Genomic DNA, 17,159 nt, shown 5'->3' on the forward strand with positions numbered 1-17,159 from the left:
GGTCAGCCCACCAGGACGATGTGCAGGCTGCGCGGCCCGTGCGCGCCCAGAAGCAGCGTCTGCTCAATGTCGGCAGAGCGCGACGGGCCGGTGACGAAGTTGACCGAGCGCGGCATCCCGCCCTTGCCGTGGCGCTCCCGGAGCTTGGCGAACAGCGTTTCCATGTCGCCCGCGACGTCACCCGCCGAGACCGCGACGATGTGATATTCCGGCAGGAAGTTGAGGCTGGTCGGATTGTCCGGCCCGGAGGTCAGCATCACCGTCCCGGTCTCGGCGATGCCGCCCGCCGCGTGGGACAGGGCCGAGAGGTCGTCGCCGTCGCTGGCGCCATGGGTGACGGTCAGCGCGGTGTCCGAAAAGTCGAGATCGGCGAAGCGTGGGTCGGCGCCGATCTTCAATTCCGCAGGGAGGTTCTTCTCGCGCAGGAACGTCGCGACCGCTTCGGGAAGCTCCGCATAGCTCCCGATCCGGGCGACCGTGGCATTGGCCTTCTCGGCCATGGCGAGGAAGAGGTCGATGCGCTCCTCGTCCGGCAACTGCCCGCGCTCGGGAACGATGCCGCGCGGCGCAGCGGCGAGCCGCTCGGATACGATCCGTTCGCGTTCCGGATCGCCCGGCCGCGCGCCATTGGCCCGGCGGATGCGGCCCAGCACGGCGTCCCTGGTCGAGCCGCTCATTGCCGGCCTCCCTCGGCATGGCCGCCCCTGGAATGATCGCTCTGGGCATAGGCCTGCATGAAGGTGCGTCCCTCCGGCGCCGGCAGGTCGCGCCATTTCGTCCAGCCGCCGGCAAGGGGCAGCTTGCGGAAGCGGCGCTTGGGGCCGGCAAGCAGCTTCAGCATCGGCATGCCGAAGGACACCGCCGCCCGGTAGAGCTTCGGCCGCTTGGCGAAATAGGCCCAGATTTCGAGACCGCTGCGCGCCGCCTGCGGCTGGAGATGGCTCTCGAACTCCTTCTCGCGCCAGTGCCGCATCATCTTCGGCAGCGGAATGCGCATCGGGCAGACTGCCTCGCAGCGCCCGCAGAAGGTCGACGCGTTGGGCAGATGCCCGGCCTTGTCGACGCCGATCAGCGAGGGCGTGAGGACCGCGCCCATCGGGCCGGGATAGACCCAGCCATAGGAGTGGCCGCCGACCGCGTGATAGACCGGGCAGTGGTTCATGCAGGCGCCACAGCGGATGCAGCGCAGCATCTCCTCGAACTCGGTGCCGAGCATGTTGGAGCGGCCGTTGTCGAGGAGGATGACGTGATATTCCTCAGGCCCGTCCGGGTCCTCGGCGCGCTTCGGCCCCGTCGAGAGCGTCGTATAGACGCTCATGTCCTGACCGGTGGCCGAGCGGGCGAGGACGCGCAGGATCTGCGCCGTGTCCTCGAGCGTCGGCACGATCTTCTCCAGCGAGGCGAGCACCACATGGCATTTGCCGAGAAGCTGGGTGAGGTCGCCATTCCCCTCATTGGTGACGATGACGGAGGTCCCCGTCTCGGCGATCAGGAAGTTCGCGCCGGTGACGCCGATATCGGCCTCGCCGTATTTCTTCCGGAGGATCTCCCGGGCCTCGGAGAGCAGCGTCACCGGTTCGGTCAGGTCCCGCTTCGGGTCGAGATCGACATGGAATTTGCGGAAGTCGGCTTCCACCTGGTCGCGGTTGATGTGGACCGCCGGCGCGATGATGTGGCTCGGATGCTCGCCCCTCAGCTGGATGATATATTCGCCGAGATCGGTCTCGACCGGCGTGATGCCGTTCTCTTCCAGGAAGGCATTGAGGCCGATCTCCTCCGAGATCATGGTCTTGCCCTTGGTGACGGTCTTCGCCTTTCGCCGCTTGGCGATGTCGAGGAAGATCCGCCGCGCATGGTCGGCGTCCTCGGCGAAATGCACCTTGCCGCCGGACGCCTCGACCTTTTCGACATAGGCCTCGATGTAAAGGTCGAGATGCTTCAGCGTATGGTTCTTGATCTCGACTGCGTTGTCGCGGAGCTGGTCGAACTCCGGCAGCGCGTCGACCGCCGTCTGCCGCTTGCCGATGAAGCCGCGCTCGACATTGCCGAGCGCGCGCTGCAGGTCGACGTCGGCGAGCGCCTTGACGGTGTTGGCCTTGAAGGTTTGTGAGGTGATCTGCATGGGAGGCCTTATTCCGGCAGGAAGTCGCGATCGCGAAGCTCTTGGGTGGTATAGGGGCAGGTGTCGGGGAAGGTCGAGAGGGGCAGACGGGTTTCCTGCGACGCCAGGCGAGATGCGTGCCGATAGATCGTCGCAATCTCGCCTTCGGTGATATTTCGATAGTCGGAGCTCACATCTTCTTGCTCCGAAATGTTCTCGCGCTCCCGCCTGATACTGTCCCTCCAAGAGCGCGATCGCCGCGTCGGTTGAAATTGCCGTTTCAAGAGATGCAGCATCAAGATGCGGTAGCTCGAATGATGGGCCCTGCGGTGGCGCTTGCCCATGGCTCAGTCGAAAAGCGGCATGTCGGCCGGCATCGCGTCCAGATTACGAAGAAACGCCAGATCGTAGGGACATTCAGCCGGAAAATCATCGCGCTGGAGGTCCGTTGCACCCGCCGCGAGCCGGACGGCCTGAGGATAGACGCTCTCGATGACGTGAGCCGCCCCTTCACGCAGCGTCTTGGCCTCGCGCTCCTCTTCTTCGATCGCGATTCGGGCGTTCAAGATCGCCTTGGCGTTCTCCCGCGTCCGCGAGGACGGTCGTGCTTCCCATTCGAGAAGTATCGCTATCAGGTCGCGATAGGCATTCGTGATGATACTCTTGACCTCGCGGCCAACGCTCTCGATTTCCTCGATTACGTTCGGCAGATCGACCTCCGAGAAGCGCCCGAGGCGCAGGAGCTGGGCCTGCTCGAACGCCCAGGCATAGACGTCGTCCTCGTAGTCGGAGGGTGTCGTGTAATAGGGCTTGTCCTTGGCGAGGCTCATCTCACTCACTCCGGCAGGAAGTCGGGATCGCGCAGCTGCTCCACCGTATAGGGGCAGGCCTCCGGAAAGATCGACGGCGGCAGGCCCGTCTCGTCCGCAGCGTCTCCGCGAGCGGCTTCGTAGGCCGGCTGGATCTGCTCTTGCGGGTGGGCAGCGAGGGACGGATTCTTGCTCTCGTTGAGCTTCAGGGATCGGCGCTCGCGCTGGATCGTGTTTGACCAGGAGCGCGTCCGCCGCTCCGGCTGAAACTGCCATTTCAGAAGATGCATGGCGATCAGACGATAGTTGGAAACGATGCTGCGCCATTCCGACCGGCCCACCGTCTCGATCTCCTCGATGATATTCTCCAGGTCGATGTCGTTGAACCGCCGTTCGCGCAACAAGGCCGCCTCGCGCTCCGCCCAGGCGTGACCGTCCCTGCCGTAGAGATCGTCGGCCGGTTCGATCTTCGGCGCGTTGCTCATCTCACGCACTCCGGCATGGCGTCCTGCTCGCGCAGGAGCTCCAGCGTGTAGGGACAGATCGCGGGAAACGTCTCGATCGGCAGACGGGTTTCCTTCGTCGCCAAACCGCGAGCTTGCGCATAAATGTCGTCGACGATTTCTCCTGCGCGCGCGCGCAGCGAGGGATTGCGCCTCTCGCGCCGGGCAATCTGCGCTCGCGCAATATAGCTCGTGAGGTCCCACGAGCGCGACCGGCGGTCCGGCTGAAACTGCCATTTCAGGAGATGGAAGATCAGCAGCGTGTAGAGCAACTCCAGCGCATGGATCTGCTCGTTTCCCAAGCTTTCGATCTCCTCGACGAGGTTCGGCAGATCGGCACCTGCGATTTCGCCCCGGCGAAGCAGCTGCGCCTGTTCGAATGCCCAGGCGGTGAAGTCCTCGTCGTAGCGGATCGGCTCTGCGAGCCCGGGCTTGTCCTTGGCGAGGCTCATGAACCCGCCTCCTGTTCGAGCGCTTTGCCGTAGACTAGCGCATCGCCGTCCGAGAAGCAGCACAGGACGATCCGCGCGAAGGCTTCGCCTTCCGCCGCCGCGAGGCTTTCCCTGGCAGCGATCGCCGCAGCCCGCTCCTTGGGAAAGCCGTAGACGCCGGTCGAGATCGCGGGGAAGGCGATGGTGCGGACCTCGTGCTCCACCGCCAGACGGAAGGAATGGCGGTAGGCGCCGGCAAGGAGACCGTCCTCGCCCTTCGAGCCGTCCTTCCAGCGTGGGCCGACGGCATGGATGACGAAGCGCGCGGGAAGGCCGAAGCCGGGGGTGATGCGCGCCTCGCCCGTCGGGCAGGAGCCGATCTGACGGCAGGCGTCCTGCAGCCTGGCCTTGCCGGCAGCGCGGTGGATCGCGCCGTCGACCCCGCCACCGCCCTTCAGACCCTGGTTCGCGGCGTTGACGATCGCGTCCAGGGTGAGCTTGGTGATGTCCGCGGTCAGGACCTCGAGGATCGTCTCGCCGCGCGCAACGCGCGTCATCGTCTCCGCCGTCTCTAGAGCTTGCCGCCGATGGGCGGCGTGTCGGTCATGCCGGCCAGGACTTCCGCCACATGGCGGACGGCGACCTGCGTGCCCTCGCGCTTCAGCTTGCCGTCCATGTTCATCAGACAGCCGAGATCGCCGGCGAGCAGCATGTCGGCGCCGCTGGCCTTCACGCGCTTGGCCTTCTTGGTCACGATTGCGTTCGAGACGTCGGGATATTTGATGCAGAAGGTGCCGCCGAAGCCGCAGCACACGTCCGCGTCTTCGAGTTCGGTCAGCGTCAGGCCCTTGACCGAGCCGAGCAGCTTGCGCGGCTGGTCGTGAATGCCGAGCTCGCGCAGTCCCGAGCAGGAATCGTGATAGGTCGCGCTGCCGGGCACCGCCGCGTCGACCGCCGTCACGCCCCGGATGTCGGCCAGAAAGCTGACGAGCTCGAACACCTTGTCGGAAAACGCCTTCGCCCGCGTCTCCCATTGCGGATCGCCGGCGAAGAGTTCGGGATAGTGCTTCTTCAGCATGGCCCCGCAGGAGCCCGACGGCGCGACCACATATTGGTAAGGCTCGAAGGTCTCGATCACCTGCCGCGCGATCGCCTTGGTGTCGTCGCGGTCGCCGGAATTGTAGGCCGGCTGGCCGCAGCAGGTCTGGTTGGTCGGTACGCTGACGCGGCAGCCGGCATCTTCGAGCAGCTTGATCGCCGCAAAGCCGACGCTCGGACGGAACAGATCGACGAGACAGGTGACGAACAGGGCGACGTCGGCCTCGGCGTTCGCCGGAACTGTGGTTTCACTCACGGGCTTTCCACCTCCTTGGCGGCCGATGCACGGTCGGCGGCCATCACTGCGGTTCTTTTGATCCGGTTTTGGAACAATTTCAAATCGCGCTTGGTATCGCGGTGCCGCATCGGCTAGCAGATGGGCGGGCACCTTTGGGATCGCAGCGGGCGGCCGGGGCACGGCCCGCTGCGGATCGGGACATGGGGTGCGGCATGGGAGAGGTCACGTTGCGCAAGGCGTCGCTCGAGCGGTTTCCGGCCGATCCGCGCCGTGCGAGCGTGCTCGGCGAACTGCACGCCCGGCCGTTCCCGTTGATCGAACTGCCGAGCGCGCTCGTCGTCCTCGCCTTCATGAACGAGGACCATGGCGAGAGCGACCTCGCGATCCTGTCCGAAATGTCGGTGAAGCGGGGCGTGCCGCCGCCCGCGAAGGATGCGCGGACGCATTCCTTCGCCTTCGGCAAGGGCCGGCTCAGATGGGAGCGCCATACCGAATTCTGCACCTATTCCTACGAGGGGCCGCCGCCGGCAAGGTTCGGCGATCCGGTCGAGGGACATCCCTTCGGAGCGGAGTTCGAGCCGCCCGGACCGCTGATCGCCGGCGTGCATCTCGAATTGCGGCCGCATGACGAGGCGGGCCGGGCCGGGCTCGAGGTCTTCGACAGGACGAGCTTCTGCTTCTCGGTCATGGAAGCCGGCCTCGCCCATGCGGCGACCGACTTTCGCCAGGACGGCGACGGACTGACCCGGATACTCGTCCTCGACGACGGCCTGCCGCCTGCGCGGGCGGGAGCGCTCGCCATGCGCCTCGTCGAGATCGAGATCTACCGCACTCTGGCACTTCTCGGCCTGCCGCTCGCCCATTCCGTCGGACCGCAGGTGCAGGCGCTGGAAGGCCGTCTGATGGGAATCACCCAGGAGATGAAGGGCGGCACGGAGGACAGCCGGCTCCTCCTCCAGGAGATCACGCTCGCCGCCGCCGAGGTGGAAGCCTCGGCTGCCTCGGTGCTCTATCGGTTCGGCGCGAGCCGTGCCTATGACGAGATCGTGCGCGAACGCCTCGTCGCGGTCGCCGAACAGCCGATCGCCGGCCAGGAAAGCTGGACCGCCTTCCTGAAGCGCCGGATGGCGCCGGCCATGCGCACCTGCCGTGCGATCGAGGAACGCCAGGCGAACCTGTCGGAGAAGCTCAGCCGCGCCGCCAATCTCTTGAGAACCCGCATCGACGTCGAACTCGAACATCAAAATCGCGATCTCCTCGCCTCGATGGACCGCCGCGCGCGGCTGCAGCTTCGCCTGCAGCAGACCGTCGAGGGTCTCTCCGTTGCCGCCATCGGCTATTATGTCGTCGGCCTGTTCGGCTATGTGGCGAAGGGTCTGGAGCACGAGGGTCTGCCGGTTTCTTCGACCATGCTGACGGCGCTGTTCGTTCCGGTGGCGCTCGTCGGGGTCTGGTGGGTGGTCGAGCGCATCCGCAAGCATCATGTCGGCGGCGAGGACGGGCATTGAGGTCGAGCGGTGCAGCTTGCGCATGTGGACCTTCGGGGCCACCGGTCTTACCTTTGCGAAACAAGGGAGTACGCCGCCGATGTCCGTTCTGATGCCGAAGCCGTCCGAGGCGATCCTTCAGCGCCGCGCCGCCATCGTCGGGGCGCTGAAGGCCATCGTGCCCGGCGAGGGGGTCGTCGATTCGACCAACGAGATGCGCGCCTTCGAGAGCGACGGGCTCACCGCCTACCGCCAGCTGCCGCTGGTCGTCGTCCTGCCGGACACTGTGGAGCAGGTCGCGAAGGTCCTGAAATACTGCCATGCGAACGAGATCCCCGTCGTTCCGCGCGGCTCCGGCACATCGCTGTCCGGCGGCGCCCTGCCGCTCCAGGACGGGGTGCTGCTCGTCCTGTCGAAGTTCAACCGCGTCCTCGAGATCGACTTCGACAATCGCTGCGCCGTCGTCCAGCCGGGCGTGACCAATCTCGGCATCACCCATGCCGTCGCCCATCGCGGCTTCTACTACGCGCCCGACCCGTCCTCGCAGATCGCCTGCTCGATCGGCGGCAATGTCGCGGAGAACTCCGGCGGCGTGCACTGCCTGAAATACGGGCTGACGGCGAACAACGTCCTCGGCATCGAATTCGTCACGATCGAGGGCGAGATCGTCCGCCTCGGCGGCAAGCATCTCGACGCTGAGGGCTACGACCTGCTCGGGCTGATGACCGGCTCGGAGGGGCTTCTCGGCGTCGTCACGGAGGTGACGGTGCGCATCCTGCAGAAGCCGGAGACCGCGCGCGCCGTCCTGATCGGCTTTCCGACCTCCGAACAGGCCGGCGAATGTGTCGCCGCGATCATCGCCAAGGGCATCATACCCGGCGGCATGGAGATGATGGACCGGCCGGCGATCCTGGCCGCCGAGGACTTCGTCCATGCCGGCTATCCGACCGACGTCGAGGCACTGCTGATCGTCGAGCTCGACGGGCCGGCGGCGGAGGTCGACCATCTCCTCGCCGAGGTCGAGGCGATCGCGAAGGCGACCGGCTGCGTCACCGCCAAGGTCTCGGAATCGGATGAGGAGCGCGCCGCCTTCTGGGCCGGGCGGAAAGCGGCCTTCCCGGCGGTCGGCCGCATCTCGCCGGACTATTACTGCATGGACGGCACGATCCCTCGCAAGGAACTGCCGAAGGTGCTGGCCGGCATGAAGGCGATGTCGGAGAAATACGGCCTGCGCGTCGCCAACGTCTTCCATGCCGGCGACGGCAATCTCCACCCGCTGATCCTCTATGACGCCAACAAGGAAGGCGAGCTGCACCGTGCCGAGGAGTTCGGCAACGACATCCTGAAGCTCTGCGTCGCGGTCGGCGGCGTGCTCACCGGCGAGCACGGCGTCGGCGTGGAAAAGCGCGACCTGATGCCGGAAATGTTCGACGAGACCGACATGAAGCACCAGCAGCGCGTCAAATGCGCCTTCGACGACAAGCACCTGCTCAATCCCGGCAAGGTGTTCCCGACGCTGCACCGCTGCGCCGAGCTCGGGCGCATGCATGTCCACAAGGGGCAGGTGGCATTCCCGGATCTGCCGAGGTTCTAGGACGAGGAGTGAGCGATGAGCGCGATCGAACGACTTCCCTCGCTGAAAGACGAACCGCCAATGGACGAGGCGCGGTTCCTGAGATTCCTGGAAGCACGGGGCGAGGGCGAACGCTGGGAACTGATCGACGGGGAGCCGGTCCTAATGATGCATCCACCGAGCCTGAAGCATCAGATCATCGGCCAGAACCTCGAGCGGCTGCTGAACGACGCTCTGGAGTCTCAGGGATCGAAGATGTTCGCGATCCGCGAGATCGGTCTGGCGGTCGAAGACAGGCCGAGCTTCCGGCCGCAGGCGGATGTCGCCGTCATCGACGATGACCATGGCGACAATCCTTATTTCGCTGAGCGCTTCTACCTCGTCGCCGAGGTTCTGTCCGACTCGAACACGCTCGAATACGTCAGCACGAAGCGGCTCCGCTATACCGAACATTCCGGCTGTCTCTACGTCCTGATCCTGTCGCAGGCCGACAGAGCGGTCGAAATCTGGTCTCGCGGCGAGGGGTGGCAGGGTCGGGTCTACCGCTCGCCGGACGATCGCATCGACCTGCCCGAATTCGGCTTCTCCTGCGCGTTGCGCGACCTTTACGCCCGAACGGATCTCGCATGAGCCAGACCCGGCCGATGACCTCCGAGCGGACGGAAACGTCCATCCTTCACCCCGAGACCCCCGAGGACGTCCGCGACATCGTCGCCGCCGCGGTCTCTGCCGAGGAGCCGCTGGCGATCGAGGGCACCGGCTCCAAGCGCGGCCTCGGGCGGCCGGTGCAGGCGGCGCGCACGCTGTCCCTGTCGGCAATGTCCGGCATCACGCTCTACGAGCCGGAGGAACTCGTCCTGTCGGCCAAGGCCGGGACGCCCATCGCCGAGATCGAGGCGCTGGTCGACGCGCATGGCCAGCGGCTGGAATTCGAGCCGATCGACTACGGTCCGCTGCACGGGCTGGATCCCCGCCGGGGAACGCTCGGCGGTGTCATCGCCTGTAATCTCGCGGGTCCCCGCCGGCTGAAGCAGGGTGCAGCGCGCGACCACATCCTCGGCGTCAAGGCGGTGTCCGGCCGTGGCGAGATCTTCAAGTCGGGCGGGCGCGTGGTGAAGAACGTCACCGGCTATGATCTCTCGAAGGGGCTCACCGGCTCCTACGGCACGCTTGCCGTCATGACCGACATCACGATCAAGGTGCTGCCAAAGACCGAGACCGAGACCACGCTGGTCCTGCGCGGCCTGACCGACGAGGAGGCGGCCGGCGCCATGGCGGCGGCGATGGGGTCTTCGGCCGAGGTTTCGGCGGCGGCGCATCTGCCGATGTATGTGGCCGGCCGCGTTGCGGCGCGCGCGCTCGGCGACGAGCCGGCGACGCTGATCCGGCTCGAAGGCTTCGGCCCGTCCGTCGCGGCGCGATCCGACCATCTCGGCCGGGCGCTGGAGCGGGTGGCGAAGCTGGAGCGGCTTGAAGGCGAGGCTTCGCGCGCCGTCTGGGCCGACGTGCGCGACGCCAGGCCCTTCGCCGACGGGACGCAGAAGCCTGTCTGGCGGCTTTCCACGACCCCGACGCGCGGCCACGAGATCGTCATGAGCCTCCGGATGGAGGCGGCGATCGACGCGTTCTACGACTGGCAGGGCGGTCTCGTCTGGCTGAAGATGGAGGCCGGCGAACCGGAGGCGGACCTCGTGCGTGCGGCGCTCCGTCGCTTCGGTGGTGGCCATGCGACGTTGGTGCGCGCCAGCGAGAGCGTCAGGGCAGGAGCCGACGTGTTCCAGCCGCAGGAGCCGGCGCTGGCAGGCCTCTCGAAGCGGCTGAAGGCGCAGTTTGATCCGAAGGGCGTGCTCGATCCGGGGAAGATGGGATAGGGTGCGACTGAGGATCTTTGCGGCATGCTTGAAGGTGAATTTCGATGAAATTGAACGATGTTCTGAGTTCTGATCCCGAAATCGTCTCGGGTGCCGTGGTATTTGCCGGAACGCGGGTTCCGGTCGAAGCCCTGTTCGTCAATCTGGCTTCCGGCCTCTCACTCGACGAAGTTCTGGAAGAATTTCCGACTGTCGACCGGGAGGCGGCGGTCGCGGCGCTCCATCTGGCGGCCGAGCATCTCAAGACCTTCTATCGCTGGCAGAACTTTGAAAGCGCTGCTTGACGAGGGCGTGCCGAGGCGGCTGGCGGTTCTGCTGCGAGCGAAGGGGAGCGACGTCTCAGGGTTTCCCAATGCCTGGAAAGGCCTGCAGAACGGGGAGCTTCTGCGCCGCATGCAGAGCGAAAGTGTCGGCTGTCTGATCACGTGTGACAAGAACCTCGTCTTCCAGCAGAACTTCATATCCGCCGGGATTTCGTCGCTGGTCCTGCCGACGCAGGACATCGCCGCTCTTACGACGATCAGCGACTTGATCGCCGCCGCGTTAAGGCAGGTCCAACCTGGTGTTGCCGTCCTCATAGGCCATGATGGCTCGTTCGAGACGATCAAGTCGCCCCTCAAGAAGTGAACCATGCAAACCGCCTTCACCCCCGACCAGCTTGCCGATCCGGACACCGCCCACAGCGAAGGGATCATCCGCAAATGCGTGCATTGCGGCTTCTGCACGGCGACCTGTCCGACCTATGTCACGCTCGGCAACGAGCTCGATAGCCCGCGCGGGCGCATCTATCTGATCAAGGAGATGCTGGAGAACGACCGGCCGGCCGACTCAGAGACCGTCACCCATATCGACCGGTGCCTCTCCTGCCTCGCCTGCATGACCACCTGCCCGTCGGGCGTCAACTACATGCATCTCGTCGATCACGCGCGGGGGCACATCGAGCGGACCTACAGGCGGCCCTTCGCGGACCGGATGATCCGCCGCATCCTGGCGCTGACGCTGCCCTATCCCGGCCGCTTCCGCGCGAGCCTCGCGCTTGCCCGGCTCGGCCGGCCCTTCGCCGGGCTTCTCGACGGCATCAAGCCGCTGAGGCCGCTGGCCGCCATGCTGAAGCTCGCGCCGGATCATGTCCCCTCCGACAAGATGGTCAACGCGCCCGCGACGCATCCGGCCAAGGGCCCCCGCAAGAAGCGCGTGGCGCTGCTTCGCGGCTGCGCCCAGTCGGTGCTGGACCCGAAGATCAACGCCGCGACGATCCGCCTCCTCACCCGGCTCGGCGTCGAGGTCGTCGTTCCCGAGGGCGAAGGCTGCTGCGGCGCGCTCGTCCATCATATGGGCCAGGAGGCGCCGGCACTCGATTTCGCCCGCCGCAATGTCGACGTGTGGACGAGGGTCGCGGACGAGGGCGGGCTCGACGCGATCGTGATCACCGCCTCCGGCTGCGGCACGACCATCAAGGACTACGGCCACATGCTCCGCCTGGATCCGGCCTATGCCGAGAAGGCGGCGCGGGTCTCGGCGCTGGCCAAGGACGTGACCGAGATCCTCGCCGACCTCGACCTGCCGCTGCCGGAAAACCGGACCGATCTCGTCGTCGCCTATCATTCGGCCTGTTCGATGCAGCATGGCCAGCGCTTGACCAAGGCGCCGAAGATGCTGCTCGCTCAGGCCGGCTTCACCGTCCGCGACGTGCCCGAAGGGCATCTCTGCTGCGGCTCGGCCGGCACCTACAACATCCTGCAGCCCGAGATCGCGGCGCGGCTGCGCGATCGCAAGGTCCAGAACATCGAGAGCCTCGCCCCCCAGGCGATCGCCACCGGCAATATCGGCTGCATGACGCAGATCGGCTCGGCGACGGCGATCCCGATCCTCCACACGGTCGAGCTCCTCGACTGGGCCTTCGGCGGCGACAAGCCGGCGAGCCTTGCCGGTATCGAGCCTGTGCGGGCTGCCGCGCCGGTCATCGCGGCCGAATAGGGTCGCGAAAGCCGGCCTCCTCCCGTCGTCACGGTGCATGAAGCGGCCGGCCGGCTGCTGCGCAATGCGCGGGCGTCCTGCCGGATCTTTCCGCAGGCCGCCCGCGCCGCTTGGCGCTAACCTCCGGGGATTGCTCGGGTCCGCGCAAGCATCGGCTGCTAGGGCCTCTCCTGACCTCCCTGTGACCTCTCCGGAGAATGTCGGTGAATCATTTCGATCTCCTGGTGATCGGCAGCGGCCCGGCCGGGCGGCGGGCGGCGATCCAGGCCGCCAAGCTCGACCGTTCGGTCCTCGTCGTCGAGCGCGGCCGCCGCGTCGGCGGCGTCTCGGTCCATACCGGCACGATCCCGTCGAAGACGCTGCGCGAGACGGCGCTGAACCTGTCGGGCTGGCGCGAGCGGGGCTTTTACGGCCGCTCCTACCGGGTCAAGAAGGACATCAGCGCCGACGACCTGCGCACGAGGCTGCATCTGACGCTGGAGCACGAGGTGGAAGTGCTCGAGCACCAGTTCGCCCGCAACCGCGTGACGACGATTCGCGGCAGCGCCCGCTTCACCGATTCGCGCACGGTCGAGGTCGAGGGCGACACGGGCGAGCTGCAAAGCTTCACCGCCGACAACATGTTGATCGCCGTCGGCACCGTCCCGTTCCGGCCGGACTACGTGCCCTTCGACGGGGTGTCGGTCTTCGACAGCGACGAGATCCTGGAGATCTCGCGGCTGCCGCGCTCGATGGCGGTGATCGGAGCCGGCGTCATCGGCGTCGAATATGCGACGATCTTCTCCGCCCTCGACGTCAACGTCACCCTGGTCGAGCCGCGCGACTCCATGCTGGACTTCCTCGACGAGGAGCTGCTCGAGGACTTCACCTACCAGCTGCGCGACCGCGGCATGGCGCTGCGCTTCGGATCGAAGGTCAAGAGCGTCACGCGCCGCGACGAGCACGGCTGCGAGATCCATCTCGAAGGCGGCCGGGCGGTGCGGGCGCAGACCGTGCTCTTCGCCGCGGGGCGGATGGGCGCGACCGAGACGCTGAACCTTGCCGCCTGCGGCCTCACCCCGGACCATCGCGGGCGGCTCGCCGTCGATCCCTCGACGCTGCAGACGAGCGTGCCGCACATCTATGCCGCCGGCGACGTCATCGGCTTTCCGAGCCTTGCCTCGACCTCGATGGAACAGGGGCGGATCGCCGCCTGCCACGCGCTGGGCGCGCCGGCGCAGCAGCCGCCGGAATATTTCCCCTATGGCATCTATTCGGTGCCGGAGATGTCGACCGTCGGCATGTCCGAGAAGGAGGTCGTGGAGCGCAAGATCCCGTATGAATGCGGCGTCGCGCGCTTCCGCGAGACCTCGCGCGGCCACATCATGGGGCTGGAATCGGGCATGCTGAAGATGATCTTCTCGTTGAAGACGCGCCGGCTGCTCGGCTGCCACATCGTCGGCGAGGGCGCGACCGAGCTGATCCATATCGGCCAGGCGGTGCTCAACCTCAAAGGCGGCCTCGACTATTTCGTCGAGAACACCTTCAACTATCCGACCCTCGCCGAGGCCTACAAGATCGCCGCGCTCGACGCCTGGAACCGCATGGGCGCGGCCGAAAGGCTGGTTGCAGTGGAGGCTTGAGCGTCAGGCCACCCAGCGCCGGCCGTTGGTCTCCAGGCCGAAGAAGCGGGGCGAGCGGGAAAAGGCCGCGAGGCCGGCGAGCGCCGCCAGCGGCTCGGTCACCACATAGAGCGGGATTTCCGCCATCAGCGCCGAATGCGGCGCCTTGTCCTCGAAGGCGGCGCGGATGTGGTCCTGCTTCAGGATCGGGATGATGCGCTGGAAGATGCCGCCGCCGATGAAGACGCCGCCCCGCGCCATGAAGATCAGCGCGATGTCGCCGGCAAGCCGTCCGAGATAGGTGGCGAAGAGATCGACGGTCTCGACCGCCGCCTCGTCCTTCTGGTTCACCGCCGCCTCGGTGATCTCGGCGGGCGTCGAATGGACGCTCTCGTCGGAGCGGACGGCGCAGACGGCGTTGTAGAGGTTGACGAGGCCGCGCCCGCACAGGACCTGCTCGCCCGACACCCGGCCCTCGATCGTCTTCAGATGCGGCCAGATCTGGTAGTCGCGGTCGGTGCGGGGACCGAGATCGACATGCCCGCCTTCGCCGGCGACCGGGATCCACATGTTGCGGGCCCGAACGAGGCCGGCGACGCCGAGACCGGTGCCGGGGCCGAGCACGGCGCGGCTTGCGCCCTCGCGCACGATGCCGCCGCCGATCTGGGTGCGCGAGCCCTCCTTCAGCGAGGAGATCGCCAGCGCCTGCGCCTCGAAATCGTTGAGGACGATGATCTCCTCGATGCCGAGGCTCTCGATCATCTGTTTCGGCCGGACCACCCAGGGACAGTTGGTGAGATCGATCTCGTCGCCGTCGATCGGTCCGGCGACGGCGAGGACGGCCGATTTCGGCTGGATCGAGGTCTTGTCGAGAACGTCGGCCTGGATCGCCTCGTCGATATTGGGAAAGTCCGCGGTCTGGACGACCGGGAAGAGCTTCGGCTCGGCATAGGCGTCGATCAGGATCGCGAAGCGCGCATTGGTCCCGCCGATGTCGCCGATCAGGATCGGAAATTTCAGCGCGTCCGCGCCGTTACGGTTCAGTGCCATGTCAGTGCCCGCATCGTTCGGTTGGACCGGGCTCGTCCATAGCGCCTTCCGACCCCGGACGCAAAATTCTCCACGGTGTGGATAAATTCGCCGCCGCCCCCGCCTGTCCGTCCCGGGAGACGGTGGCCCGCGGGATCGGCGGCAGGCGCACCGGTCCCGCGGGTGCCACCCCGCATCACTCGTAGTCGATCACACCGTCGAGAGCGTAGTGCTTGACCGTCCTGCGGTTGGCGATCAGCGTCTCGACGCTCGGCTCGCCGGTCATGGCGCGCGAGATCGCGAGCTTCGTCGCCTCGTAATTGGTGCGGTAGAGGTCCTTCTGGTCGAGCTCTTCGTGCTCGGCGCAGCGCGGATCCAGCCAGATCATGATGATCATGCAGAGATCGTCGGCCTCGTCCTTCGGTAGCGTGCCCTCGATCAGGCAGTCGACGATGGCGTCGCCCGTCGCCGCCTGGACGACCCCGCCCAAGAGCTCGACATAGGCGAGCGTGTGGATCGTCGCCTTGGTGGTCATCATCGTCGCCGGGCGGACCATCTGGTTGATGTCGCGCACGACGAACATGCGGGTGTGGCCGGGGGCCTGGCCCATCATCGACGCGAAGGCCTGGCCGACCGGGCCCTTCACCGAGCCGATCAGCACTTCGGGCATGGCGTCGGTGAACTGCCCCTCGGCGGCGAGCACCGTCGCCTCGCCGGTGCGGAACCAGATGTCGGTCATCAGAATCGTCCTTCGGTTGGGATCGTGTCGGGCAAGCGATGCGACAGCGGCGGGCGAAGCGCAATGGGGGCGCGCGAAAGCGGCGCCGCGCCCGGAAGCCGGGCCGGCGGTTCGCGTCATCTTGGCCGCCAGCGGGGCGGCGGATCGCCGAGGGCGGGCCCTCGGAAACTTTCAAATGCGGCACGCCCCCGGCGATCCGCGCGGTGTCTTGTCAGCCCGACAACCGATGGGTTCCCCCGCCTTTCAGCGTCGCAGCCGCGAAGCTGCTCCACTCGGCGGGACATCGGTTTAGGCCGGCTCTTCGCCCTTTCGGGCTCAAGCGGATCGATCCGCGGCCCCCTCATAGTGGGGGACGGTCCGGCGACGTCTCGGGCCGTCCGGGCCGGCGCGTCTCCGGAAGACACCCCGTCGCGGACACCGCTCGCCACCCCCGACCGATCCCGGCGATCGTCCGTGCCCGCCGTGGGCGGCGATGGCGGGATTATGGGGGCGGTGGAGGGGGCGGGGATAAGTGGGTGGCGATCGTTCGGGGAGATGACTCGGCTGACGACGGCTTGGCACGGTGCTACACTACGCGTGTTCCTGACTTCGCCTAATTTGGTCAAGTCGCGGATACGACGGTTTTGCCAACTGCGCGCGAAAAGGCAGACCTAACTGGGTTCGACCTGTGCATTGCTCAGCTATCATATGCGTTGATCTGCCTAGCCTCCTCCGCAAGCGGGTCGTTTAGGTATGCAACCAGATCCCGCAGTATAATGGCGTCCATTACGTGTGATCCGTGCTCATCGAAAAACTTGTGTGTTAGCCCATGATAGTCACGATCCGGTCTGCCGTCTTCTGTTAATAACGATTCCACGCGGAAGTGTGTTTCGGTCTCGTCGCCCATCTCCCAAGCGATAACGAGATCTATCTCACTGGATCTTTTATCTCCGCTATCTAATTCTGATATGAGCCCGTTAACAGAATACTTGTACTCTAGTATGCTGATATCAGTTGAGAGAAATCCAGAGGGTGCTTGCTCCTGATAATCATTTATTAGCGCCGCGGATATACCTAACGGGTTGATTCCTGCGTCGTACAAATGATTTTGGTATTCCGGGCCTACGGAGACCCGAAATGCTCCATCGTAGGTCATCCGTTCATTCGTTCCCACGATACGCAGCCCCCGAATAACTCCACCGGCGACCAGTTGGTTAAAAAGCGCTATAACATCTTGCTCTCGCGAAGGTTCGGCTGTTATAGAAATTTCATTTATTGGATTGAAAAAGTTTTTGTTCCGAAGCCGAAGCGGATACGCACTTTCGTGTCGAACTAGATCATATTTCCAGTTAGAAATCTTCTGCTTCTCAAGTAGGCTTGTCTTGCGAAGGTCATCGATTTTGAGGCACGGTCGAACCAAGCTAAACACGTCTTGGACAACAGAACTGCAAACGTCTTTAGCAAGATCGACAAAGTCTTTATCAAACCCCTTTCTCCCCAGGTCGACCGTACAATGATCGAAGTGCATCAGGAAATGGACCTGGTTTTGCCGACCTGTATATCTTTGGAGTGGGACCTGGATTATCTCGCCCTGAGGCATGTTGTCTGCGGCAAGCTGTATGCCTGGATTATATAAATTCGCGTTTGGGCGATACTCGATCTTTTTGGCTAGCACTACTTTGGCAGTTTTGGATCGGTAACATTCACGATTAGCCTTGCGCAG

General features: G+C 65.4%; 19 protein-coding genes. 8 read left to right on the plus strand and 11 right to left on the minus strand.

The annotated features are described in order from the left end of the window. Nucleotides 1–2: 2 nt before the first annotated feature. From LH400_RS13440 to LH400_RS13475, 8 genes are read right to left on the minus strand one after another with little or no spacing between them, the layout of a single operon-like run. Complete coding sequence (locus tag LH400_RS13440) at nt 3–677, minus strand: LutC/YkgG family protein (RefSeq protein WP_229153245.1); 675 nt, start codon at nt 675–677, stop codon at nt 3–5. Continuing rightward, nucleotides 674–2,122, minus strand: coding sequence for a LutB/LldF family L-lactate oxidation iron-sulfur protein (locus tag LH400_RS13445; protein WP_229153246.1), 1,449 nt, complete (start codon nt 2,120–2,122; stop codon nt 674–676). The genes LH400_RS13440 and LH400_RS13445 overlap by 4 nt, the downstream gene beginning before the upstream one ends. 8 nt (nt 2,123–2,130) lie before the next feature. Then, nucleotides 2,131–2,445: a DUF29 domain-containing protein gene (locus LH400_RS13450; protein ID WP_229153247.1), complete on the minus strand. Its 315-nt coding sequence runs from the start codon at nt 2,443–2,445 to the stop codon at nt 2,131–2,133. 3 nt (nt 2,446–2,448) lie between these two features. Next, nucleotides 2,449–2,931: a DUF29 domain-containing protein gene (locus tag LH400_RS13455; protein ID WP_229153248.1), complete on the minus strand. Its 483-nt coding sequence runs from the start codon at nt 2,929–2,931 to the stop codon at nt 2,449–2,451. Nucleotides 2,932–2,936: 5 nt separating this feature from the next. Continuing rightward, nucleotides 2,937–3,395, minus strand: a complete 459-nt coding sequence (locus LH400_RS13460; protein WP_229153249.1) for a DUF29 domain-containing protein — start codon at nt 3,393–3,395, stop codon at nt 2,937–2,939. Next, on the minus strand, nt 3,392–3,865 hold the full coding sequence (locus tag LH400_RS13465; RefSeq protein WP_229153250.1) for a DUF29 domain-containing protein: 474 nt from the start codon (nt 3,863–3,865) through the stop codon (nt 3,392–3,394). Before LH400_RS13465 ends, LH400_RS13460 begins: the two co-directional genes overlap by 4 nt. After that, nucleotides 3,862–4,401, minus strand: coding sequence for an O-acetyl-ADP-ribose deacetylase (locus LH400_RS13470; protein WP_229153251.1), 540 nt, complete (start codon nt 4,399–4,401; stop codon nt 3,862–3,864). Before LH400_RS13470 ends, LH400_RS13465 begins: the two co-directional genes overlap by 4 nt. Before the next feature lie 14 nt (nt 4,402–4,415). Then, nucleotides 4,416–5,198 carry a (Fe-S)-binding protein gene (locus LH400_RS13475; RefSeq protein ID WP_229153252.1) on the minus strand — a complete coding sequence of 261 codons (783 nt, stop codon included), beginning with the start codon at nt 5,196–5,198 and terminating at the stop codon, nt 4,416–4,418. A gap of 194 nt (nt 5,199–5,392) precedes the next feature. Between LH400_RS13475 and LH400_RS13480 the strand changes: the two genes are divergently transcribed. From LH400_RS13480 to sthA, 8 genes are all read left to right on the plus strand, one after another. Further along, entirely contained in the window at nt 5,393–6,688 is a 1,296-nt protein-coding gene (locus LH400_RS13480; protein ID WP_229153253.1) for a DUF3422 family protein, read from the plus strand. Nucleotides 6,689–6,767: 79 nt separating this feature from the next. Beyond that, the gene (locus LH400_RS13485; RefSeq protein ID WP_229153254.1) at nt 6,768–8,261 is read left to right on the plus strand and encodes an FAD-linked oxidase C-terminal domain-containing protein; all 1,494 of its coding nucleotides are present in this window, start codon (nt 6,768–6,770) and stop codon (nt 8,259–8,261) included. Between the two features lie 15 nt (nt 8,262–8,276). Then, nucleotides 8,277–8,870: a Uma2 family endonuclease gene (locus LH400_RS13490; protein ID WP_229153255.1), complete on the plus strand. Its 594-nt coding sequence runs from the start codon at nt 8,277–8,279 to the stop codon at nt 8,868–8,870. Further along, entirely contained in the window at nt 8,867–10,111 is a 1,245-nt protein-coding gene (gene glcE / locus LH400_RS13495) for a glycolate oxidase subunit GlcE (RefSeq protein WP_229153256.1), read from the plus strand. Before LH400_RS13490 ends, glcE begins: the two co-directional genes overlap by 4 nt. Before the next feature lie 44 nt (nt 10,112–10,155). After that, complete coding sequence (locus LH400_RS13500; protein WP_229153257.1) at nt 10,156–10,395, plus strand: DUF433 domain-containing protein; 240 nt, start codon at nt 10,156–10,158, stop codon at nt 10,393–10,395. Then, nucleotides 10,379–10,738 carry a hypothetical protein gene (locus LH400_RS13505; RefSeq protein WP_229153258.1) on the plus strand — a complete coding sequence of 120 codons (360 nt, stop codon included), beginning with the start codon at nt 10,379–10,381 and terminating at the stop codon, nt 10,736–10,738. The genes LH400_RS13500 and LH400_RS13505 overlap by 17 nt, the downstream gene beginning before the upstream one ends. Nucleotides 10,739–10,741: 3 nt before the next feature. After that, nucleotides 10,742–12,088: a glycolate oxidase subunit GlcF gene (glcF, locus tag LH400_RS13510; protein WP_229153259.1), complete on the plus strand. Its 1,347-nt coding sequence runs from the start codon at nt 10,742–10,744 to the stop codon at nt 12,086–12,088. A gap of 197 nt (nt 12,089–12,285) precedes the next feature. Beyond that, complete coding sequence (gene sthA, locus LH400_RS13515) at nt 12,286–13,710, plus strand: Si-specific NAD(P)(+) transhydrogenase (protein WP_255617323.1); 1,425 nt, start codon at nt 12,286–12,288, stop codon at nt 13,708–13,710. Between the two features lie 3 nt (nt 13,711–13,713). On the opposite strand, the gene LH400_RS13520 is transcribed toward sthA, so the two are convergent. From LH400_RS13520 to LH400_RS13530, 3 genes are all read right to left on the minus strand, one after another. Then, nucleotides 13,714–14,739: a glucokinase gene (locus tag LH400_RS13520; RefSeq protein ID WP_229153261.1), complete on the minus strand. Its 1,026-nt coding sequence runs from the start codon at nt 14,737–14,739 to the stop codon at nt 13,714–13,716. A 175-nt stretch (nt 14,740–14,914) separates the two neighbouring features. After that, the gene (locus LH400_RS13525; protein ID WP_229153262.1) at nt 14,915–15,457 is read right to left on the minus strand and encodes a formaldehyde-activating enzyme; all 543 of its coding nucleotides are present in this window, start codon (nt 15,455–15,457) and stop codon (nt 14,915–14,917) included. A 676-nt stretch (nt 15,458–16,133) separates the two neighbouring features. Continuing rightward, nucleotides 16,134–17,159: hypothetical protein (locus LH400_RS13530; RefSeq protein WP_229153263.1), on the minus strand; the 1,026-nt coding region annotated here is incomplete at its 5' end.

The sequence above is a fragment of the Jiella soli genome (assembly GCF_020615385.1).
Lineage (GTDB): Bacteria > Pseudomonadota > Alphaproteobacteria > Rhizobiales > Rhizobiaceae > VKMB-3413.